20 protein-coding genes and 2 tRNA genes are annotated in these 21,701 nt (G+C 59.2%); 6 read left to right on the forward strand and 16 right to left on the reverse strand.

Going from position 1 to position 21,701, the window contains the following annotated elements; all coding sequences use genetic code 11:
* The first annotated feature begins 82 nt into the window (after positions 1 to 82).
* Positions 83 to 505: a magnetosome protein MamC family protein gene (locus B149_RS0103350; protein WP_018123752.1), complete on the forward strand. Its 423-nt coding sequence runs from the start codon at positions 83 to 85 to the stop codon at positions 503 to 505.
* A 144-nt stretch (positions 506 to 649) separates the two neighbouring features.
* Here the strand turns inward: B149_RS0103350 and B149_RS0103355 are convergent, their stop codons facing one another.
* The 6 genes from B149_RS0103355 to B149_RS0103385 form a co-directional block, all read right to left on the reverse strand.
* Positions 650 to 1,081, reverse strand: coding sequence for an HMA2 domain-containing protein (locus B149_RS0103355; RefSeq protein ID WP_018123753.1), 432 nt, complete (start codon positions 1,079 to 1,081; stop codon positions 650 to 652).
* Positions 1,082 to 1,602: 521 nt separating this feature from the next.
* Positions 1,603 to 1,680, reverse strand: a tRNA-Glu gene (locus tag B149_RS0103365).
* A 6-nt stretch (positions 1,681 to 1,686) separates the two neighbouring features.
* Positions 1,687 to 1,761 (reverse strand) — tRNA-Gln (locus B149_RS0103370).
* Positions 1,762 to 1,821: 60 nt separating this feature from the next.
* Positions 1,822 to 2,169, reverse strand: a complete 348-nt coding sequence (locus B149_RS0103375; RefSeq protein ID WP_018123755.1) for a hypothetical protein — start codon at positions 2,167 to 2,169, stop codon at positions 1,822 to 1,824.
* A gap of 31 nt (positions 2,170 to 2,200) precedes the next feature.
* Complete coding sequence (locus B149_RS0103380; RefSeq protein ID WP_018123756.1) at positions 2,201 to 2,686, reverse strand: DciA family protein; 486 nt, start codon at positions 2,684 to 2,686, stop codon at positions 2,201 to 2,203.
* A 66-nt stretch (positions 2,687 to 2,752) separates the two neighbouring features.
* A complete protein-coding gene (locus B149_RS0103385) occupies positions 2,753 to 3,736 on the reverse strand; it encodes a universal stress protein (RefSeq protein WP_083909137.1) in 984 nt (327 codons plus the stop codon).
* Between the two features lie 87 nt (positions 3,737 to 3,823).
* Here B149_RS0103385 and B149_RS0103390 point away from each other — a divergent pair, with 87 nt between their 5' ends.
* From B149_RS0103390 to B149_RS16305, 4 genes are all read left to right on the forward strand, one after another.
* Positions 3,824 to 4,732, forward strand: a complete 909-nt coding sequence (locus B149_RS0103390; RefSeq protein WP_018123758.1) for an ArsR/SmtB family transcription factor — start codon at positions 3,824 to 3,826, stop codon at positions 4,730 to 4,732.
* A 49-nt stretch (positions 4,733 to 4,781) separates the two neighbouring features.
* Complete coding sequence (gene ahcY / locus B149_RS0103395; protein WP_018123759.1) at positions 4,782 to 6,209, forward strand: adenosylhomocysteinase; 1,428 nt, start codon at positions 4,782 to 4,784, stop codon at positions 6,207 to 6,209.
* A gap of 192 nt (positions 6,210 to 6,401) precedes the next feature.
* Entirely contained in the window at positions 6,402 to 7,322 is a 921-nt protein-coding gene (locus B149_RS0103400) for a YitT family protein (protein WP_018123760.1), read from the forward strand.
* 61 nt (positions 7,323 to 7,383) lie between these two features.
* Positions 7,384 to 8,331 (forward strand): NADase-type glycan-binding domain-containing protein, encoded by a 948-nt coding sequence (locus tag B149_RS16305; RefSeq protein WP_018123761.1) that lies wholly within the window; start codon positions 7,384 to 7,386, stop codon positions 8,329 to 8,331.
* On the opposite strand, the gene B149_RS0103410 is transcribed toward B149_RS16305, so the two are convergent.
* From B149_RS0103410 to B149_RS0103430, 5 genes are all read right to left on the reverse strand, one after another.
* A complete protein-coding gene (locus B149_RS0103410) occupies positions 8,328 to 9,569 on the reverse strand; it encodes a molybdopterin molybdotransferase MoeA (RefSeq protein ID WP_018123762.1) in 1,242 nt (413 codons plus the stop codon). The two genes, B149_RS16305 and B149_RS0103410, sit on opposite strands and share 4 nt — an antisense overlap.
* Positions 9,570 to 9,635: 66 nt before the next feature.
* Positions 9,636 to 10,067, reverse strand: coding sequence for a hypothetical protein (locus tag B149_RS0103415; RefSeq protein ID WP_018123763.1), 432 nt, complete (start codon positions 10,065 to 10,067; stop codon positions 9,636 to 9,638).
* A gap of 1,205 nt (positions 10,068 to 11,272) precedes the next feature.
* Entirely contained in the window at positions 11,273 to 12,877 is a 1,605-nt protein-coding gene (locus B149_RS0103420) for a SulP family inorganic anion transporter (protein ID WP_018123764.1), read from the reverse strand.
* A gap of 411 nt (positions 12,878 to 13,288) precedes the next feature.
* Positions 13,289 to 14,602, reverse strand: a complete 1,314-nt coding sequence (locus B149_RS0103425; protein ID WP_018123765.1) for an L-cysteine desulfidase family protein — start codon at positions 14,600 to 14,602, stop codon at positions 13,289 to 13,291.
* 1 nt (position 14,603) lies between these two features.
* Entirely contained in the window at positions 14,604 to 15,122 is a 519-nt protein-coding gene (locus tag B149_RS0103430) for a hypothetical protein (RefSeq protein WP_018123766.1), read from the reverse strand.
* A 180-nt stretch (positions 15,123 to 15,302) separates the two neighbouring features.
* Between B149_RS0103430 and B149_RS0103435 the strand changes: the two genes are divergently transcribed.
* Entirely contained in the window at positions 15,303 to 17,054 is a 1,752-nt protein-coding gene (locus tag B149_RS0103435; protein WP_018123767.1) for a chloride channel protein, read from the forward strand.
* Between the two features lie 17 nt (positions 17,055 to 17,071).
* On the opposite strand, the gene B149_RS0103440 is transcribed toward B149_RS0103435, so the two are convergent.
* The 5 genes from B149_RS0103440 to B149_RS16310 form a co-directional block, all read right to left on the reverse strand.
* Positions 17,072 to 17,797: a tetratricopeptide repeat protein gene (locus tag B149_RS0103440; RefSeq protein ID WP_018123768.1), complete on the reverse strand. Its 726-nt coding sequence runs from the start codon at positions 17,795 to 17,797 to the stop codon at positions 17,072 to 17,074.
* 89 nt (positions 17,798 to 17,886) lie between these two features.
* Positions 17,887 to 18,033 carry a hypothetical protein gene (locus tag B149_RS18670; protein WP_018123769.1) on the reverse strand — a complete coding sequence of 49 codons (147 nt, stop codon included), beginning with the start codon at positions 18,031 to 18,033 and terminating at the stop codon, positions 17,887 to 17,889.
* A 44-nt stretch (positions 18,034 to 18,077) separates the two neighbouring features.
* Positions 18,078 to 19,022 carry an Lcl C-terminal domain-containing protein gene (locus B149_RS0103450; RefSeq protein ID WP_018123770.1) on the reverse strand — a complete coding sequence of 315 codons (945 nt, stop codon included), beginning with the start codon at positions 19,020 to 19,022 and terminating at the stop codon, positions 18,078 to 18,080.
* A complete protein-coding gene (locus tag B149_RS0103455; protein ID WP_018123771.1) occupies positions 19,019 to 20,179 on the reverse strand; it encodes an MFS transporter in 1,161 nt (386 codons plus the stop codon). Before B149_RS0103455 ends, B149_RS0103450 begins: the two co-directional genes overlap by 4 nt.
* 74 nt (positions 20,180 to 20,253) lie before the next feature.
* On the reverse strand, positions 20,254 to 21,696 hold the full coding sequence (locus tag B149_RS16310) for a sensor domain-containing diguanylate cyclase (protein ID WP_018123772.1): 1,443 nt from the start codon (positions 21,694 to 21,696) through the stop codon (positions 20,254 to 20,256).
* Positions 21,697 to 21,701: the final 5 nt, after the last annotated feature.

Here is a 21,701-nt window from a genome sequence, read left to right on the forward strand (position 1 = left end):
CAAGAATGTGCCGATTGCTTTTGCAAACCACACCGTAATCGTCTGAAATATAGGTAACCAAAACAAAGAGTAAGGTGATCAGATGAAGAAAATGCTTCCCAAGAAACCATGGGCTGCCGCTGGCCTCGGGGCACTCGTCGGAGCCGGTATCGCCGGTTACAAGATGTGGAATCAGTACAAGGAAGGTGAGGTTTCGCAACAGGAGGCCGTGAGCAAGGTCGTCAAACAGTCTCTCTTGTTCGGGGGCGTCGCGGCGTTAAGCACCTTTGCCGGTGGCGGCGGAGGGGGCGGTGCAGGTATCGCGGCCATGTCTGTGCTGGGGATGAGCGGCGGCGGTGGAAAAGGGCAGCAAAACCTGTTTTCCGAGCTTGTGATGGAAGCATTGAACGGAGAGCAGGAAGGCAAAAGGCATGGCCGCAGAGGCCGTGGAGAGGGACAGCCCCGCAAGATTGGAGAAAACGCTGAAGCGGTTCTGGAAGGGACAACTGCGGACGAAGGGGCCTGAGCCCAGTACCAGAATACACCATCTCGACAGAGTAATGGGGTAAGCGCAATATATACCCTTGCCCCCAAACTCCAACCGTGTGACTGCGTTCGCTGAATGTCCGGTGTAGACCGGCACATCGTTTTCCGCCTCGGCGGTGCTGGGCTATTTCATCAGCGTCTTTTTATTCTGGTACAGATGAAGAGCCAAAAAGTGGACAAAAGCCACCCCGGCCACAACATGCCATTTTTCAGAGAAGTAGACGATTCCGAGAGCGGCGGCTATTGAGGCCAGCATGCCTCGTTTGACAAGGCGCCGACCTTTCCTGCCCGCAAGTGCCTTTTGCACATCATTCATCCCGCTCTTTACTTTGGCCAGATCAATGCCAAGCGCATCGGCAATGGTCTTCAGGATTTTCTCGGTGGAGATCTTTGTCTTATCAAACAGAATAAGGATGCTCCCGATCCGCTTGTTGACCTGAACCTGAACAACTCCCTTGGCTTCAAGCAGGGCGTCCCGTAGGGTATATCCGAATTCGGCAACCTTGAGAGCCTCGTTTCTGAATCGAATCCTGCCTTGCGTGGCTGCGGCGTGCATGTATTTTACTCCTTCGCTTGATGACAAAGTTTTACGACTATAATAGTTGCACGATTTTAAAGGCGACTGTCAACACCCGGGAATTATTATCAACGGATTCATCCCGGCGGATGACGTAACATGCGGGAATATCATAATCAGATTGCCATCAAATCAGCGTTCGAACTGTCATCTCATTGAAGGAGCAGATTTGCGATAGTTAATTCATATATCCTCAATCCAAAATAACACCCATTGGCTGATTATAGACCGCCAGCTGTATGACATCACGCGCATCAGCAAGACAAGCCCCTAAGTTGACGGGTGGATCTGCTGTTTTTCAGGACACTGATGGCGATTCACGTCTAGGGCAAGGAGGATAGATTGGTCTGTGAGCAATGCTTCGCCGTCATTGACAGCATGATTCTCATAGCGGCAGGCTTTCCGGTGGCACGTGTGCACAGCCGCGTGAATCAGCAGTAAACGACGAGATACCAGAACACGAAAAAAGCCTTTCGCTTTCGCGAAAGGCTTTGATTTCTTGGCGTCCCCAAGGGGATTTGAACCCCTGTTATCGGCGTGAAAGGCCGACGTCCTGGACCGGGCTAGACGATGGGGACGTTTTATGGCTGGGCTGCAAGGACTCGAACCTTGATTGACGGAACCAGAATCCGCTGTCCTGCCAATTGAACGACAGCCCAACAACGAAGAGAGGATTTATAGACTCCCTGCCGGGATGTCAACCTCTTTGTTGAATTTTTTTAGACCGCGTTCGCCAGACGACGGGTGCGCTTCTTCAGCTTGTTGATTTTCTTGCGCAGGTAGTCGCGCTTGGCGCGGTCTTCCACTTTGTCCTTCTCGGCGCGAAGATCGCGGATCTCGCGCTTGATGGTCAGAATCTGATCCTTGTACGGGGAAACGCCGCCTTCTTCGGTGAAGCCGAAGATTTCGCGGATAGTAGCGATAAGCTCTTCCTTGCTCTTGGAAGATGCGCCCTGAACCATGGGCAGCTTCTTGATGCAAAGCTCACGGAGCTCTTTCGCGGTCATCTTGTCGAGGGACTTGGTCAGTCCCAGGTCCTCAAAGGAAATTTCGATTGCGTCGCTCATGGTGTCCTCCTGCCCTGAAAGCCGGGCTTTATCACTCGTCGTCAAAAATTTTCTGGTAGGCCCGGTAGCACCTTCCGACAGGGCTTTCCGGATCTATCTGGTCGTTCAAGGTCCCGAGAACCTTTGGCTTTTTATATCTCAAGGGTTCCTCCCGCCGAGCGGTGGCGGAGGGCTTGCCCAAAGGAACTCTGCCGTTTAACAGCTCGAACCGCACTTTGTCAAAGACTTCTTCGCCAAAATGACTGTTGATGCGATCCGTAATGATCTGGGAGAAGTATGCGGCCTCGGCCGCGATCATGGGGTCTTCCGCGTAGAGGATGAGTGTCTTGCCGCGATGACCGAGCGGACGCACCATGCTCGCGAATTCGCCGAGCATTTCGTCCCACTGACGCCATACGCGAACCAACCTGAGGCTGCCGTCGGAGTCCAGCTCTTTCAGCATCTCGGGCATGGCGTTTCGCATGTCGCGCGTTTTGCGCTTGCGGTTCTTGAGGTCTTTTCCCCAGTATCCGTACATGATCCTTCCCTGCGGCACGGCCGCGCGCATTACATATAGTATGAGCGGGCGCTGCGCAACAACGGATCACATGCAGGCCTTGGCCCGGTAGTTGATTACCGTGGTGGGGCAGCTCGGTGAGAGCGCCACCTGCGCTACGGTAGAGCCGATGAGCACCTGATGCGACTCCTTGATGGACGAGTGTCGCGCCATGACGATCATATCCGCCTCGTTCCAGCGGGCGGCCTTGAGAATCTCCGTATAGGGAACGCCTTCCCATGCGAGAAATTCGTGATCCACGTGATGGACGAGCTTGCTGTACTTCTGCTCCATGCGCGTGATGGTGTCCTGTACGAAGTCCTCCATGTCGCGCTGGTAGAACCTCGGGTTGGGGTAGCTCATGCCGATGTCGAGCACCGAGAAGAGAATCAGCTTGCCGCCGGTCTCCTGCGCGATGCTGGAAGCGTGGCACACCGCATTCTCGGAAGGTATCTTCATGTCGGTGGGGACAAGAATGGTCTTGGGTTCGGATTCCAGGATGGATGCGGGACGGGTCACCACCATCACTGGGGCCACCACGAGGGAAGTCACGCGCTGGACGGTGGAATCCACGTGGCCCCACATGCGGTTTCCAGGGCAGGTGCCATTGCGACAGTGCGGGCCCATGACGATGAGATCAGCGCCCTCGCGCGTGGCGACGCAGGCCAGCTCCTCGGCCGGGTCGCCGCACACCACGTGGGTGGTGTAGTCAATGTCGTCAAGGCGTCCGGAGTAGTTGTCGATGATATCCTTGCGTGTGGTCTCCACCAGTTNGTCCCGTGAAACAAGTCGTTCCAGAGTACCCCAGCCCTCGCTTGGCAGACGGCAGGCGTGGAAGATGACGAGCTTGGCGCCGTGCCTGCGGGCAAGCGCGAATGCCGCCTGTGCTGCGTGGTCGGTTTCACCGCGTGACGTGGCTGCGAGTATGATCTTGCGATACATGGTGGCCCTCCTGATTACGGAAATGGGTTCATACTTCCTGTATCCCGGAAAAAGCACTTCATGTCCACCCGGTGAGGCCATTTTTATCATGTCCCCGGCGGCGCTTGACCAATGACGCGGAAACGGCTAAGTACTGATCAACGTATATCAAGATATATTGATATTTAGGAGTGGCTGTTGAAGATTCTTAAATATTCCAAGGCGCTTGGCGACGAGACCCGGGCCCGCCTCATCAACGTTCTGCTGAAGCATGAGCTCAATGTGGGCGAGGTGGTGCAGGTCATGGAGATGGGCCAGTCGCGCATCTCCCGTCACCTGAAGATTCTGGCCGAGTCCGGACTGGTGGAGTGCCGCCGGGACGGCCTGTGGGCCTTCTATCGCGCCGCGCGCGAGGGGGACGGGCGCACTTTTCTGGAGGGCGTGGAGCCGCTTTTCGACGACGAGGCCGTTTTCGGACGCGACATGGCACGGGCGGACTCCGTGGTCCGCGACCGCACCGTGGAGACCCGCCGCTTCTTCGATGCCATCGCCGAAGACTGGCGCAAGTTGCGCGAGAACGTTCTTGGCGGTCTGGACCTGCATGCGGAAATCATATCGCGTCTGGGAAACTGCGGTATCGTGGCCGATCTCGGCTGCGGATCCGGCGAGATTCTCTCGGTTCTGGCTGGGGCCACCGATTCGGTCATCGGCGTGGATAACTCGCCGAAAATGCTTGAGCTGGCCGCTGAACGCTTTGAATCCGACCCGAAGGTCAGCCTGCGCATCGGCGAACTTTCGCATCTGCCGCTTCGCGACTCCGAGGCCGACTGTGCGGTGCTTTCGCTGGTGCTGCATCACCTGGCGAATCCGGCGGAGGCGCTGGGCGAGGCCGCGAGGGTGCTGGGGCGTGGCGGTTCGCTGGTCATTGCCGAGTTCGACAGCCACGGGAACGAGGTCATGCGCTCCGACTACGGTGACCGGCTTCTTGGCATCGGTCGCAAGGAGATGGAGCAGATGCTCGCGGATGCGGGCTTCCGTCTGGAACGCGCCGACGAATTTTCCGTTAACATGGGACTGACGGTCATCCTTTACCGGGCCGTCCGCTAACGGGGCTTTGCCCGCAATTGAGAATATCAAACCTCAAATGGAGGAAACAATGAGCAATGTTCAGCCCGTGGATCCGAAACTGGACCACAAAATCGCCGACATTTCCCTTGCCGACTGGGGCACCAAGGAACTGCAGCTTTCCGAACGGGAGATGCCCGGCCTGATGCAGCTGCGGGAAAAGTACGGCACCGAAAAGCCGCTCAAGGGTCTCAAGATCATGGGCTCCCTGCACATGACCATCCAGACCGCCATGCTCATCGAGACCCTGCATGACCTCGGCGCGGATATTCGCTGGGCGTCCTGCAACATCTTCTCCACGCAGGATCACGCCGCCGCGTGTATCGTCAAGAAGGGCTCCGCCAAGGTATTTGCCTGGAAGGGCGAGACCCTCGAAGAATACTGGTGGTGCACCGAACAGGCCCTGACGTGGCCCGACGGCTCCGGACCGGATCTCATCGTGGACGACGGCGGCGACGCCACCATGATGGTGCATCAGGGCGTGAAGGTGGAAAAAGATCCGTCCCTGACTGAAAAGAAGTACGACAACCCCGAATTTCAGCTGGTCATGAACCGCCTCAAGGCTTCCTACGAAGCCAATCCCACCAAGTGGCAGAAAATCGCCGAAAACATCCGCGGCGTTTCCGAAGAGACCACCACCGGCGTGCATCGCCTGTACGAAATGCAGCGCAACGGCGACCTGCTTTTCCCGGCCATCAACGTCAACGACTCCGTGACCAAGTCCAAATTCGACAACCTCTATGGTTGCCGCGAGTCGCTGGCAGACGGCATCAAGCGTGCCACCGACGTGATGATCGCCGGTAAGGTCGTGGTCATCTGCGGTTACGGCGACGTAGGCAAGGGTTGCGCCCAGTCCATGCGCGGCTTCGGCGCACGCGTGCTGGTCACCGAAATCGACCCCATCTGCGCCCTGCAGGCCTCCATGGAAGGCTTTGAAGTCATCCCCATGGAAAAGGCCTGCGAGCTCGGCGATATCTTCGTCACCGCCACCGGCAACTTCAAGGTCGTCAGCGGCGCGCACATGGAGCGTATGAAGGACGAGGCCATCGTCTGCAACATCGGCCACTTCGACAACGAGATCGACATGGCCTATCTGGAAAACAATCCCAAGTGCAAGCGCGACGAGATCAAGCCGCAGGTGGACAAGTGGACGCTGGAATCCGGCCGTTCCATCATCGTTCTGGCCGAAGGCCGTCTGGTGAACCTCGGCTGCGCCACCGGTCACCCGAGTTTCGTCATGTCCAACTCTTTCACCAACCAGGTGCTGGCACAGCTCGACCTCGCCAAGAACGAATACGAGCCGCGCGTCATGATCCTGCCCAAGAAGCTGGACGAAGAAGTGGCCCGTCTGCACCTCGAACGTCTCGGCGTCCAGCTGGACAGCCTCTCCAAGGACCAGGCCGACTACCTCGGCGTGCCGCAGGAAGGCCCCTACAAGCCGGACCACTACCGCTACTAGTCCGTTTCTCCGGACGTCCCGACCAAAAATCATGCCCCGCAGGCTCTGGCCTGCGGGGTTTTCGTTTGTCGGTCGGAGTACTGTCAGAGTCGTAAAGAGTAACTTTTGTTTGTCACGGAGAATCCGGCTGTGATAGCCCTCGCGAAGACGACATCGCGCCGTCTGTCAAAACGCAAGCAAAAGGCAAGACCAATGGGTATTTCAAATAAAGTCGAACGCAAATTGCACCAGCCGATTCAGGTCAGAATCCGTCGGCTCATAATCCGAAACTTCATGGTGCTGTTCGGGGCGGCTCTGGCTGCGCTCGGATTCGTGCTTTTCCAGATTCCGTACAACATCACCGCTGGCGGAGTCAGTGGTCTTGCCATTATCATCAACCATTACACGGGGATGTCGGAGGGCCTGCTCATCTGGCTCTTTAACGTGCCGCTTCTCATCCTCGGGTATTTCTTTCTGGGCCGGTGGCGGTTCATCGCCTCGTCCATCCTTGCGGTCGTGGCCTTTTCCGCGTTCATCGAACTGTTCCTGAACACGCTGCCGCAGGCACTTTCGCCATACCCCATCACCCACGACAAGTTTCTGGCCTGTCTGTATGCGGGTGTGCTGTTCGGCCTCGGCAACGGCATCATCTTCAGGTTCGGCTCCACCATCGGCGGAACATCAATCCCGGCCCGCATCATCCATAATTTCACCGGCTACCCCATGAGTCAGGTTTACCTCTTCACCGACCTTGGCGTCATCTGCCTCGGCGGGCTGACCTTCAGTTGGGAAATGGCCATGCTCGCACTCTTCACCCTCGTGATGACGGGCATTTTCTCCGACTTCACGCTGGAGGGCGTTAGTCAGCTGCGCACCGCCATCGTCATCACCAAAAAGGCCGACCAGATGCGCTATGCGCTGGTGAACGAGATGCGTCGCGGTGTGTCCATGTGGGAAGTGACCGGCGGCTACACGAGAGAGCCGAGCACCATGCTCTACTGTACCGTCATGCGTTCGAAAGTGAATGACTTGCGATATATGGTCTCACAAATAGACCCAGACGCATTAGTCATAGTAGGGGTGGTGCAACAGGCGTGGGGCGGCTTCGGTAACCTCAAGCTGAACAAGGATTGACCGGGTGAAAAGGCGGTTTCTCCGCTTTACATCGCTTCATCCACCCCGCTAAGGTCTGCGCATGAAAACGTTTCGTCTGCTCCTGCTTGCCGCATGTCTGGTTCTGCTTGCGTCCGCTGCCTCCGCCTTTGAGGCGCGTGTGGTTGTCTCAAGCTTTAAGCCCGATGTGCTGGCGACTCATGTGCCCGGCCACCTTATGGATAATGACCCCGCCACCGCCTGGGTCTCGCTGGGTGATGGCAGCGGGGAATCCGTCACCGTAAAATTCAGCGCCCCGGTTCGTGTGGTGCGGCTGGGTATCTTCAATGGCAAGCAGGGGACCGGAGCTTTTGGGCTCCGTAACCGCATCGCTCGCGGAAGAGTGGTCTATCCCGATGGAACTGAGGTTCCATTTGCGCTTGATGATACGGGCGGGGAACAACTCGTTCCCTGCGATAGCGGCAAGCCGGTCGAATCGTTCGACATGGTTGTGGATAAAGTGACGCCCAAGGGACCGAAAGCCGAGCATCGCGGCGTGGCTGTCTCCGAAATCAAACTGTATCTGGCATCCATTCCGAAGACAAAAGCCGAGATCAGCGCACAGCGGGAAGTCCGGCAAGATGAGAAATTGCTGGATGCCACGGCTCCGGTCATCCGCAGCTTTCTGGTGCTCAACACTCGTCTCGATGAAGATGTTCTCCTGCTGTATCCAAAAGGACTGCGCAGTCAGGAACGAATGAATCTGTATGTATTCCAAGAGTTTCAGAAGCAGCTGGGCACCTTTGAGATGCTGCGCGCCGCAAGCGTGGATACCTCGGACATGACGTTCGAGGTGGTCAGCAACACGGATACTTCGGCTATCGTTCACGCGAAAGGGAATATGGTGGTGGAATCCGGCAACCGGACTGCGTCGGCGCCAGTGGACAGCGACTTTGAAATGCTGCTGTACGCAGAGGAATGGAAAATCGGTGGCGAGCGGCCTCGGGAATCAAACGATCTGAATCGAAGTCTAATGAATCCTGACCGTTAAATGGACAGTATTTTTATCAACGCATCCTTGTAAAGGCCTTCTGCATCGGCCGGAATCACGGCCAGCCCCTCTGCCCGAAGCATGGTGCGCAGCAGTCCGGATTTGCCAAGCACCGGATGCGCCAACGGTGGCATTCCCTCGCGCTCTTCCAGACGAACCCGAACATAATCCTCACGTCCCTGCTTGGACGCCACGTTGCGGGCCATTTCCGCATGAACGCACGCCCAGCCTGCGCGTTCGTATGCTGCGGCATGCCCTTGCAGATGCCGCAAAAACGGCTGCACCAACACCGCCATGACCACCTGCGCTGAAGCAACCTGACCAGGCAGGCCCAGAACGGCTCGCTCGCCCACGCGGCCGAGAATGGCCGGTTTGCCGGGGCTGATGGCCACGCCGTGCGCCAGCAGGCTGGATTCGGGAAGGGCTTCGATGGCAGCCACCGTATAGTCGCGCACACCAATGGAACTGCCGCCGGACAGCAGCGTCACGTCGTTTTCCGCCACCGAGCGCTTCAACGCTTCAGTTAACGAGTCCAGATCGTCGGGAGTGATGCCGTAACAGGTGCAACTCGCACCGCAAGTCTCGCTCATGGCCGCCAGTGCGGAGCTGTTCACGTCGCGGACCTGACCGGGGCGGGGTGTGTCGGCAACTGGCACCAGCTCGTCGCCGGTGGACAGAATGCCCACACGCGGACGCAAGCCGACGGAGAGGGTTTCGAACCCAAGCGCCGCCGCCATGCCGACTTCCTGCGCCCGAAGCGGAGTTCCTGCCTCAAGCGCGGTCGCTCCGGCCCGTGCGTCCTCACCACGGCGCATGACGTTCAGACCCGGCGCGGCGGCCTTGTGAATCTCAACGGTGCCGCCTTCCATGCTCAGGGTGTGCTCCACCATGACCACTGCATCGGCTCCGGCGGGCAGGCTGCCGCCAGTGGAAATCCGCGCACACTCACCGCGTTCCAGGGTGATGACAGGCTCTTCCTCCACGGAAAGCTCGGCCACGCACTCAAGATAGGCGGGGTTGGATTCGGATGCGCCAAACGCGTCACGCGCATTGACCGCAAATCCGTCCATGCAGGAGCGGTCGGTCAGCGGCCAGTCATGCTCCGCAACAAGCGGTTCTGCCAGAATCCGCCCGGAGGCACTGTATAAGGAAACGGCCTCGGTCCCGAGCCTCGGAAAGCCAAGCAGGAGTCGCTCGAAAGCCTCGCGGCTGATCATGTCGAAAAACCCGTGTTTCATGAAGCCGATCCTGCCCTTTGAATATGGAAAAGCAACACAAGGGCTTTTCCCCTTGATGTCGCACCGTTATTGCGTCGGCTCGGTGCCCGGCTGGTACTGCATGTTCTGACGCACGATGTCCGCGAACATGTCCTTGAAGCGGTACACGTCCTTCTTCTGGATGCCCTTGCGAATCTGCGACTCGTCCTTGATCTCGGAAAACTTCACGTGAAGGCTGCACACGAGAAAGACGCCCATCGGTTTGTCGCCGTGCATGATGGAAGCCAGCACGTTGTAGAGACCGAGCCGCTTTTTGAGCGCCGTAGGCATCTTGGTCTCGTTCAGCGCCTTTTTGGAGTAGAACATATAAAAAATCTCGGCGCCGCCAACGCCCATGGGCGAGTGGTCGAAACCGGCATCCACGTCGGTGCCCTGCTCATGGGCGGCTTCCAATGCGTGAAAAATATCGGATGCGATCGTATCCTCGTAGGAACGGGGATTGGTTTTCTTTTCGGACATGGAATCTCCCTTGTGATTTCGAGGTCACGCATTCATGCCCTTCCGTTAGCGTTCCGTCAAGATTTCGCCGTGCTTGTGTGGTTGCGAATAGGGGGAGATTACGCTGAAGCCATTGCCTATTCGTATCCATTAGTGATTTCGACCTGTCGGCCGACCTTCTTTTTTGCTCGCGCAGAAAAAAGAAGGCAAAAACTGCGCTGTTGGGGGTGAGCCGCCGCTCTCGGCGAGAGACTCTATGACGCGGTCACTGCTCCGGGTGAAACGTTTGTGGCTACCAAACACCACCCGGACCTGCGCGACCGGTCAAAAGAGCCTCTATGCCTCGATCGGCATTGCTGCGGTACTCGGTTGGCGGGAGTAGCTGCTTTGTTGAGAGTACTGGTGAGCGTGTGCGCCGTGAGAGTCCCTTGAAATGTCGTTTGGTTTACAGAGTTCGTCAGCCAAGACGCACAGAACCCAAAATTCCCGTCAGCGGGGTTGCAGCTGGGACGCGAGTTGTGCGGCCGCATGACCCCAGCAGCTGCAACGCCGCTGACAACTCAGGGATTCCAAAGGGGGCCCGCCCCTTTGGTCCGCCTGAAGGGCCCGCCGGAGGCATCCTTACTAGCACCAGTTGCAGGTTTCGGCCTGTTGGCCGACCTTCTTTTTTGCTTGCGCAGAAAAAAGAAGGCAAAAACTGCGCTGTTGGGGGTGAGCCGCCGCTCTCGGCGAGAGGCTCTATGACGCGGTCACTGCTCCGGGNGGCCGACCTTCTTTTTTGCTTGCGCAGAAAAAAGAAGGCAAAAACTGCGCTGTTGGGGGTGAGCCGCCGCTCTCGGCGAGAGGCTCTATGACGCGGTCACTGCTCCGGGTGAAACGTTTGTGGCTACAAACATCACCCGGACCTGCGTGACCGGTCAAAAGAGCCTCTATGCCTCGATCGGCATTGCTGCGGTATTTGGTTGGCGGGAGTAGATGTTTTGCTGGGAGTATTGGTGAGCGTGTGCGCCGCGAGAGTCCCTTGAGATGTCGTTTGGTTAACGGAGTTCGTCAGCCAAGACGCAAAGACCCGATAATTCCCGTCAGCGGGGTTGCAGCTGGGATGCGAGTTATGCGGTCGCATGAACCCGGCAGCTGCAACGCCGCTGACAACACAGGGATTCCAAAGGGGGCCCGCCCCTTTGGCGGGGTGCAGGGGCAGCGCCCCTGCCCGCCGGAGGCTCCCATTATGAGGCTTCTGCGGCGAGTTGTTCCTGGTATTTTCGGTAGTCGTCGATGCTGACGAAGTAGTCGGGGTCTTCGAGCACGTTTACGACGCAGATCTTTTCGGCTTTTTTGATGAGTCGGATGCAGTCTTTGCTCAGATGCCAGAGGTGGATGGTTTTTCCGGCTCTGTCATAGAGGGCGGCGAGCTTGTTGATTGTTTCGATGGCAGACTGGTCCATGATTCGGGACTCTTCGAAGTCTATGATGACTTCGTCGGGGTCGTTGGCGACGTCGAATTTGCTGAGGAAAAGCTCGGTGGAGGCGAAGAAGAGTGGGCCGTATATCTGGTAGTGTTTGATGCCGTGTTCGTCGATCATTTTTCGGGCTCGGATTCGCAGGGCGTTTTTCCAGGCGAAGATCAGGGCCGAGATGATGACGCCGCAGACGACTGCGATGGCGAGGTCGTATTTGACGGTCAGCGCGGTTACGAGAGCGATTACCAGAACGTCCCATTTGGGGATCTTGTTCATGATCTTGAAGGTGCTCCAGGCGAAGGTCTTGATGACTACGATGAACATGACGCCGACGAGTGCGGCGATGGGTACCTGTTCGATGTATTGTGATGCGAACAGGATGAAGATCAGCAGGGCGCAGCCTGCGACGATGCCTGAGAGGCGGCCTCTTCCGCCGGACGTGATGTTGATGATGCTCTGGCCGATCATGGCACAGCCGCCCATGCCGCCGAACAGGCCGTTGACGAAGTTGGCGATTCCCTGGGCGAGACACTCCTGATTTCCTGAGCCGCGGGTTTCGGTCAGTTCATCGATAAGCGACAGCGTCATTAGCGACTCGATGAGGCCAATGGCCGCGAGGATGAGTGCGTAAGGTGTGATGAAGGCAAGGGTTTCCCACGTGAAGGGGACGCTGGGAATTGCGAATGTGGGGAGCCCTCCCTGAATGCCGGTGCCGCCGTTGGACTGGATGTAGGAAAGGACGGTCTGGGTGTCGATTCCGGAGAAGATGACCAGCAGGGAGACTGAGAGGATCGCTATGAGGGCACTGGGTGCCTTGCTGGAAATTTTGGGGACGATGTACATGAGCGCCATGGTCAGGGCAACAAGTCCGGCCATGATCCATAAAGGCTGTCCCTGCATCCAGTTGCCGCCGGATTTGAACATTTCCAGTTGGGACAGGAAGATCACGATCGCCAGTCCGTTGACGAATCCCATCATGACGGATCGGGGTACCATGCGAATGAATTTGCCGAGGCGGAAGATGCCGGCAAGCATCTGGAAAACACCGACCAGCAGGAGTGTGAAGAAAAGATATTGCAGCCCGGTGTGGGACCCTGCTGCGCCGAGGGCGTTGCCTTCCTGAACGAGGCCGACCATGACGACTGCCATGGCGCCGGTTGCGCCGGAGATCATACCCGGGCGTCCGCCAAGTACGGCGGTGATCAGACACATCATGAGCGTGCCGTACAGGCCGACCATGGGAGATACGCCTGCTACAAACGAAAAGGCCACTGCTTCCGGGATGAGGGCGAGGGCGACGGCGGATCCGGAGAAAATATCGGCAAGGGCGCTGCCTTTGGACTTGGCAACAAAAGAGGGACTCGCTTCCATGAAGATCCTTTAAGAAACGGTAAAAAGGTTGTGATGTCGGCAACTCCCGACACCAAAAAAAGACACCGGGCGTGACCCGGTGCGAATGCAAAGGGGAGCCTTGGGGGCTCTCGGCTGAAACGGGGACGTATATTATGGGGAGTCGGACGAAGGGCTGAAAGCAGGAACCTCGAACTGGGCCATAAAATATGACGAAATCTCAGGCGGCGACTCTAATGACTGATAAGTTGGGCAGAGTCAACATATAACTCTTCCGGGAAATGATTACTGCTGTCGATGGAACGCGCACTTCGACCGAGTTGTCGTAAAGACTGTGAAATTGGCGGCGATTTCTTTGCTCTTGCGACAGAAGGAATCAATAAAAAGGCGGCATCCCGGGCTGCCGCCTTTGGCTGAGAAGGGTCTTGGGGGCTACACGTCGGTAAACTTTTTTTCCAACATGATGTTGAGAATGGTGCGGTCGGTGGCGATCATGCCTTCGGTGGAGAGGGTGCCGACGTTTCGCATGGTGTCTTCGGGGGACTGCCCGATGATGCCATCCGTGAAATGCACGTTGACACCCTGAAGGGAGAAGAGCGCTGCCTGAACGGCGGTGCCTGCTGCGGTGGCGAGCTTCAGGGAGCAGCCAGCCTTGGCTCCGTCGCAAATTATGCCTGCGAGGTCTTCCATCAGGTTCTTGATGGCTCCGGCGATATGGCGCACATCGCCGCCGAGCAGGTGTGTTACGCCCGCCGTGGCTCCGGCGCCTGCGGCCACAGAGCATCCGCAGACGGCTGAGAGCCTGCCGGTGTGTGCTTTGACGTAGGCGGTGATGACGTGCGAGAGGGCCACGGCTTCCAGCACCTGCCTCGGGGTCACGTCGAGGTAGTCCTTGACGGCCCAGATGGTCAGGATGGCGGTGAGGCCGTGGTTTCCCGAGCCGCCCGAACTCATGGCGGGCAGCGGCGCTCCGGCCATTCGCGCATCGGAGGCCGAGGAGGTCAGCATCCGGGCGGCGAGGATCATGTCCTTCTTGATGAGCTGCTGCCGCACGAGGCGTTCCAGCGTTTTGCCCACGCCGAGTCCCATGCCGAACTTGAGTCCCTGTTCGGCAAGGGCGATGTTCATGTCCACGCCTTGTTGCAGGAAGTCGAGGTCTTCGTCGTCCAGCTGGTCAAGCAGGGCCACGAGTTCGCGCAGGGAGAGCGTCTTCAGCCAGTTCTCAAGATCGTCGATGCGCGACGAGCCGCCGGGCGTGCAGCCGGGGACGATGAGCGGGCTTTCCACTTCCTTTCCGTCAAGGGAGAGGGCGACGATGTTGTCGTGCAGACCCTCAATGAATGCCTCGGCTTCATGATTGGCCGAGATGGCCCTGGCTCGCACGTGAAGGCCCCGGACATCCGGCAGGAGGGTGACCTCGACGCGCCCGGATGCGGCGGCTTCGCGTGCTGCGGCAACGCAGTCCCCATCGACCTCGGCAAGAACCTCCAGCTTGCGCTCGGGAAGGCCGCAGGAGGCTCCGAGGGCCGCGGCCAGATCCAGACCGGAGAGGCCGTCCGTGCCGGGGATGGAGACTGCCAGACCGTTCTTGTACACGTTGGGGTCCAGCCAGAGTTCGAGCCGCTGCCACGGTTCGGGCAGCAGGGAGGAAGCGGCGGACGCGGCCAGCGCGATGGCGACCGGTTCGGTGCAGCCGAGGGCGGGCACCACTTCAAGGCGCAGGAGGTCCTTGACGGCGTAGGCCATATTATTGCCTTACGGTGGAGTTGGGACAGCTTTCGCTCATGGTGCACACGGCACAGCCGCCGGAGTACGGAAACGGGGTGAACACGGCGTACTTGCGGTTGATGGTGTTGTCGTCCTTCCATTCGATGCCGAGTTCGCCGGTGGCATCTTTGACGCCTTCCGGGGCGCGAGGCAGCGGGGCGCAGGCGCCTTGCTCCAGTTCGGGCACGAGGCCGCGGGCGGCGGTCATGACCATGCATACGGCCAGATTGTGGAAGGAAAGCGCGAATGCCGGAGAGTCGTTCCAGATGTAGTCGATCTCCTCGTCCACGTCAGCGTCGAGGAAAACGAGGATGTAGCCGTTTTCCCCTTCGGTGTTGGTGAGCTTGTAGGCATTGAGCTTCTTGACCCAGTCGTCCCAGCGGGGGGCGAATTCATCAAGCAGCTCCTGATCGATGCGTGTCTCGCCGGTAAGCTCGGCAAACATGAAGAGGTCGAATTCCGGTGTGGCTTCGAGTGTTTCCATTTCGTATTTCGGCAAGGTCGTTCTCCTTGAATGCGTTGTTTTGTCGGTGCCTGATTACCTTTTTTGGCACCGTGGCACAAGTTTTACGGGGGTGCGTTGCAATGAGCGGCGGGAGCGGGTAAAAGGGAAGTACTGTCGGAGGGATGAGTCCCCGTCATCCTTTTTGCCGGCAGCGAGAACCGAACCGGAGGCCGGATGACGAACGATCCTTCACCGACCGAGCGCAAGCAGCCGTTTCTGAACCGCGACCTGACCCAGCTGATGCTCGCCATCCTCATCGGCGTGCTTTCGGGCTACGGGGCGATTCTCTTCAAATACCTGCTCAAATCCATGCAGTGGCTGTTTTACCAGCACTCCGGGGAATTTCTCGAATACGCTCACGAGATACCCATGTGGGCCAAGGTTTCCATGCCCGCACTTGGAGGGTTGATAGTGGGACTCGTGGTGCACTTCTTTGCCAGCGAGGCCAAGGGGCACGGCGTGCCGGAAGTAATGCAGGCCATCGCCCTGCGTGGCGGTGTCATCCGCAAGCGCGTGGCGGCGGCCAAGATCTTCGCCTCGGCCGTGACCATCGGGTCGGGCGGCTCGGTTGGTCGTGAAGGACCCATGGTGCAGATCGGCTCATCCATCGGTTCGAGCATCGGTCAGGTATTCAAAGTCCCGAGCCGACACATGCGAACCATGATCGGCTGCGGCGCGGCAGCAGGTATTGCGGCCACCTTCAACGCGCCCATCGCGGGCGTGCTCTTTGCGCTTGAGATTATCATCGGCGACTGGGGCATGACATCGTTCTCGCCCGTGGTGCTGTCCTCGGTTACGGCCACGGCCATATCCCGTTATTATTTCGGTAACTTTCCGGCGTTTGAAATCCCGCATTACGCGGTGGTTTCCCCTTGGGAATATCTCATGTACCCGTTCCTCGGCGTGGCATCGGGGCTGATCGCTCTGAGCTTCACGCGCATTCTGTACGCCTTCGAGGACGGCTTCGAAGGCCTGCGGTTCATGCCGGAGTGGATCAAGCCGGCGGTGGGCGGCGCCATGCTCGGCGTGCTGGTGATCTTCTGCCCCGAGAGTTTCGGCGTGGGCTTCGGCGCCATGAACCTTTCGCTGACCAACCAGATGGGCTTTGTCATGCTTTTTGCCCTCATATGGGTCAAGATTCTGGCCTCGTCCCTGACGCTCGGTTCCGGCGGATCGGGCGGCATCTTCGCTCCTTCGTTGTTCATAGGAGCCATGACCGGCGGCGCGTTCGGCAGCCTCATGAATATCATGTTCCCCGGCGTGACTGCATCGCCCGGAGCCTATGCGCTGGTGGGTATGGGCGGCCTTGTGGCCGGGACCACCTATGCGCCGATCACCGCCATCCTGATCATCTTCGAGATGACCGGCTCGTATTCGATCATTCTGCCACTGATGCTGACCTGCATCACGGCGCTGGTGCTGAACTCGTCCATCAGCAAGGCCAGCATCTACACCATCAAGCTGCTCAGAAAGGGCATCGATCTGACGGGCGGACGCGTGCAGAACGTCTTGAAGAAGATGCTTGTGGTGGAGATGATGAGCGAGGACGTGGTCACCGTGAGCGAGGGAGCCACGCTGGAGTCCATCGTCTGGACCTTCAAGACGGAGAACGCGTCCTACCTGCACGTGGTGGACGGAGAGGGGATGCTCAAGGGTATCATCTCGTTCCGGGACATCCGGCCAGTCCTGCACGAAGAAGGGTTGCTGCAATTGCTCATCGCCAAGGACATTTGCACGACGGATCTTGCCACCATTCACATGGAGGACACGCTACAGACCGCGCTGGACCTGATTACGGAAAAGGGGGTCTCGCAGCTTCCGGTGGTGGATGCGGACGGCAGGCTCATCGGCTCGCTTACGGAGAGTGCCATCAATTCAGCCTACGGGCAGGAGCTGGTGCGGCAGGAGCTTTCCGGAGAAGGGTGAAGGCCGGGCCACAAGGCTCAGCGCCTGCGGCAGTAGCTCAGGAATTTCTTCGCTTCGGTGAACTCGGGGTTGAGCTTCAGGGCGTTTTCAAGCGCGTCCTGAGCCTCAGTGGCATTTCCCCGGTCCCAGTGGGCGCGGGCAAGGTTGAACAGCAGGTGCTCGTCGTCCCGGTTGTGCTCCAGCGCTTTGGAGTAGTAGCGGATGGACTCCTCAAAGTGCCCGTTCTTACGCAGATTCATGCCGAATTCATTGAGCTGCCTGCGGTGTTCGTAGCTGAAGGCGCCCTCAATTCCCATAAGGGTGTTCACCACCTTGCGCAGCTTCTCATAATCATTCTTTTCCGAGTACACTTTCCCAAGGCCGTAATTGGCATCGACGTTGAGATCATCGATCATCAGCGCCTTGACGAACTTGAGTTCGGCCTCGTCGAGCATCCCGAGGCTGAAATAGCGTTCCCCCTCGCGCAGTTTGCGCGCAAGGGATTCCAGCGCGGGCACGGTGTGCATGCGATAGTAATCGGGTTCGGGGGCGTACTGATGCAGGAATTCGAGCCGGGGGACCATGGTCTTCACGCCGGAGGGGACGTGATTGGCATTGAGCGGTTGCACCTCGAAGGTCTCATCATCCAGACGACGCACATACCAGAAGGTCTGGCCCTCATGTTTTCGCTGGGTGCCGCCGCTTCCGATGTCTTCCGCCTGACTGCGGGAAAAGACGCCGAGTATTTTGGGAAATTCCGACAACGTGAATCCTCCGGGTGCATTGGGTCGAATACCGATTAGACGCATCCGGGGCGGGTCTGTCAAGTTCCGATGGCTCGTGCGGAAATGGTTCAGGCCAGTACCAGCCGGTAGATCAAACGCTCCCAGCAGACACTGATGCGGTGGGCGGCGGAGTCGCAGAGGCCGAGATCGCGCAGTCTGCAATAGACGTGCAGCGGATTCAGTCGGTGTTGCAGACGTGAGCGCATGGTGTTCATGGCGGCCTCCCTTTTCCTTCTTATCGGCAGACCGCCGGAAGGCCTTAGGGGCGCGACACAGCCCAGACGTGGAACCCGGCGTCTTTCTTGAAACCGACGCCGACCGCCCCCTTGTGCAGGTACAGGCACATGGCCCAGTCGCGCTCGAAGGAGCTGCTGGTGGAGGACCAGTATGCCTCGCGCGTGTCGGCAAAGGGATGCTCGGCAGAAAGGGCCGGTGAGTGCTCGGATGCGTCCACCAGCGATTCGAGTTCGCGGATGGTGGGCAGCGCCCAGCCGGAGCGGTTCTCCGGGACGGGCGTTTCAAGCGCTTTTACGGCGGCGAGGGCATCCTTCCACGAACAGGGGCCGCTGGTCAGATCGGCGGACTTTGTCCAGAGCAGCCCCGTCAGTTCGTCGAGCACGGTCTCGCCCTGCGGCTTGAAGCGGGGCTCGGGCCATGCGGCACCGGTGGCGGTATCGTCGGCTCCGGTGTCGGCAAGCACGTCGCTGGTGCCGCACACGGGCCAGACGAGACAGTAACCGTCGCGCCTGCCGTAGAACATGCGCCCGCCTTCGGTGTGGACGTACCACTGGTAGCCGGGCTGCATGGCGCTGGGGGTGCTGGTCCAGTACCAGCCAAGCGGCCCCTTGTCGAAAGGGTGATCGGCCGGGATGGCGGGTTTGCGGTCGTTGAAAGAGATCAGTGAAAACATCTCGCGCCGGTTGGGCATTCGCCAGCCGCTGCATCCGCCGGGGCGGGAAGCGTCCAACTCGCGCACGGCCTCAAGGCACTCCTCGTAAGTGAGGGGAAAGTCGGTAAAATTCGGATTGCCGAGCCATGTCAGGCCGGTGAGTCTGTCGAGAACGGTTTCCCCGTCGCGCTTGAAGCGCGGTTTGGGCCAGCGGATTCCGGGGGAGAACTCGGCGTCCTGCCCGGAGCCGTCGCAGTCCACGGGATTGCCGTTTTCATCGGCGCAAAATGTCTGTCCGGTATTCAGGTATTTCATTGCTTCCTCATGACGAAGATCGCCAGCACGATGATGCCCAGCGCGCAGAGCACCCCACCCAGATACACCGCCTCCATGCCGAAGGCCGCGAAGAGACCGCCCATGAGCATGGGGGCCAGTGTCTGCGCCGTGCGCAGGATGGTGCCGTTGACGGCCATGAACGCCCCGCGCTGTTCTATTCCTGCCATGCTTGAGAGCATGGTCATGACGGTGGGAATGGTCAACCCCTGCGCCAGACCGAAAAAGGTCACCGGGGCGATGCTGTGCCAGAATCCCGGCATGTGCGGCAGACCCAGCATGGACACGGCGTAGCATACGCCGCCTGCGGCGATGAGGGTGCGCGGCCCGAAGCGGTCGGAGAGCTTGCCGATCTGGAACGAGGCCAGCGCCGTGATCATGGACGAGGCGAAGAAGATCATGCCGATGGCGGCTGGCGATGCGTGATAGCGCTGGTCCAACAGGATGGGCAGATAGGTCACGATGGGGCCATAGAGTACCGTGAACGTGAGCAGGGTGCAGCAGAACAGGCCGAGGGCGTTGCGTGAACGCATCTGGCTCAGGGCGTTTTTCAGATAGCTGGCAAGTTTTTCTTTAGTGCGCGGTTCCGGGGTGTTCATGCCCGAAGCGATGGCGAGTCCCACAGGGATGGCCAGCAGGGGCAGCAGGAACGGCCAGCGCCAGCCGATCATGGCCAAGAGGCCGCCCACTGCGGGGAACGCTGCCGTGCCGATGGAGAGTACCGCGGCGTTGTAGCCCATGGCGGTGGCCCGGTCGCGCCCTTCGTAAAGGTCGCCGATGATGGTGCCGTAGAGGACGCCCAGCGGGGCCGCGCCGCTGCCTTGCAGAAAGCGCAGAATCAGCAGGGAGTGCAGGTTGGGGGCAAAGAAACAGGCCGCGCCCGAGATGCCGAACAGGAAGAGCGACGGCACCAGTACGCGCTTTCGTCCCATCCGGTCGGCCAATATGCCCACCAGTGGCGAGAAGATCATGCCGGGCAGGGTGAAAATGGATATGACGAGTCCGATGCCCACGGGCCCTATTTCGAGTCCGTGCATGATGTCCGGCAGGGCCGGGATGATGCTGGAGACGCCGAGGATGGCCATGAGCGTCACGCTGAAGACGTACTGGAGGTTCTTGTCGAGGTAGAGTTTGCGCAAGGGTGTTTCCGTCCCGATGAGTAATGAAGGAGGGAATGTACTTGGTTTCGAACCGGAAGGAAACCCCGGAAGGCTTAGCGGGCGCGGCGGATGCGGTTGCGGCCTTCGTTCTTTGCGGCGTAGAGCGCTTTATCGGCCTTGTGGAACAGGGTGGTGGAATCCTTTTCGTCAAGGATGCTCAGGGAGGCGAAGCCGATGCTGACGGTAATATGCAATGAACCCTCTTCATACGGGATTTCCGACGCTTCGACGGTCGAGCGCAGGCGTTCAGCCGCCGTGGCCGCTTCGTTGATGTCGGTATCCGGCATGAGCACGGCGAATTCCTCGCCGCCCACTCTTGCAAGCAGGTCCTGCCGACGGCAGATCTTGTTCATGAGCCCGGCAAGGTGGCGTATCACGCTGTCGCCCACGGGGTGTCCGTGGGTGTCGTTGACCTGTTTGAAGTGGTCGATGTCCACCATGAGCAGCGAGAGGTCCGACCCTGATCGGCGCGACGAGTCGAATAATTCCCGAAGCGTTTTTTCGAAGACATGGCGATTCCGGCAGCCTGTAAGGGCGTCGGTTTCCGCCTGTTCCAGCAGACGGGTCTCCCGGGCCTTGCGCGTGCGGATGTCCACCGCGATGCCGGAGAGGTGCGTCGGTTTTCCCTCACGGTCCCGGGCCACGTTGCCGATCAGTTCCACCCAGCGGCCATTGCCTTTTGGGGCTCGAAGCTGCACGTCCATGCGAAAGGAAGTCGTGTACGACTCCGCCAGCTCGCGTGCGCGTGCGACCACCGCCCGGGCATGTTCCGGCGTCAGGAGAGCAAGCGCCCCGCGGATGTTGCAGGAAACGGTTCCTGTGGCGTCCGGCGCGGTGAGCTCCGTGGTGTACCAGACGCGGCTGGTGCGCAGGTCGCAGGACCACGCCGCGCTGTCCGTGAGTACCTTGAGGATGTCGAACTGCTGAAGCCTTTCCGAGAGCCGCTGCCTGATGACAGCACTGGCGATGAGCTGGGCCGCGGTCTTGAGCAGGGCGATCTCTGTCTCGGACCAGTCGTATTCGCGTTCGCAGTCGTCGAAGCCGAGGGTCCCCCACCAGACACCTTCCACCATGATGGGGATAGTGAGCATGGAGTGAATGCCCTGCTGAACGAGGGTCTCCCGCAGCCATGACTTCTCCATGGCGTGGGGCAGGGTCTTGTAAGGCCTACCCTCGGTACGGCCTTTCACCACGGCGCGATATTCGGGAAGTTCAAGTGAGCTGCTGAACATGGAGAACTGCGGCATGCCGATCTGGACATACCGCCGGGCCGAGGCCCATTCGAAAATATAGTCCTGGGTAACGCTGCTTTCCGTCAGGCGGATGGTCTGGAAAATCCAGACGCGGCTGACACCGGTGACGCGTCCGAGTTCGGCCAGCACGGTGTCCACACCGCGTGGCCAGCCCTGTCCGTTGACGAGGTCTTCTGCTCCGGCGGCAACGGCGGAAAGCAACGCGGTCGCGTCTATGCCGTGTCTGTCGTCGGAGCTGTTCATCTGCG

This window comes from Desulfovibrio oxyclinae DSM 11498 (genome assembly GCF_000375485.1).
Classification (GTDB): Bacteria; Desulfobacterota; Desulfovibrionia; order Desulfovibrionales; family Desulfovibrionaceae; genus Pseudodesulfovibrio; species Pseudodesulfovibrio oxyclinae.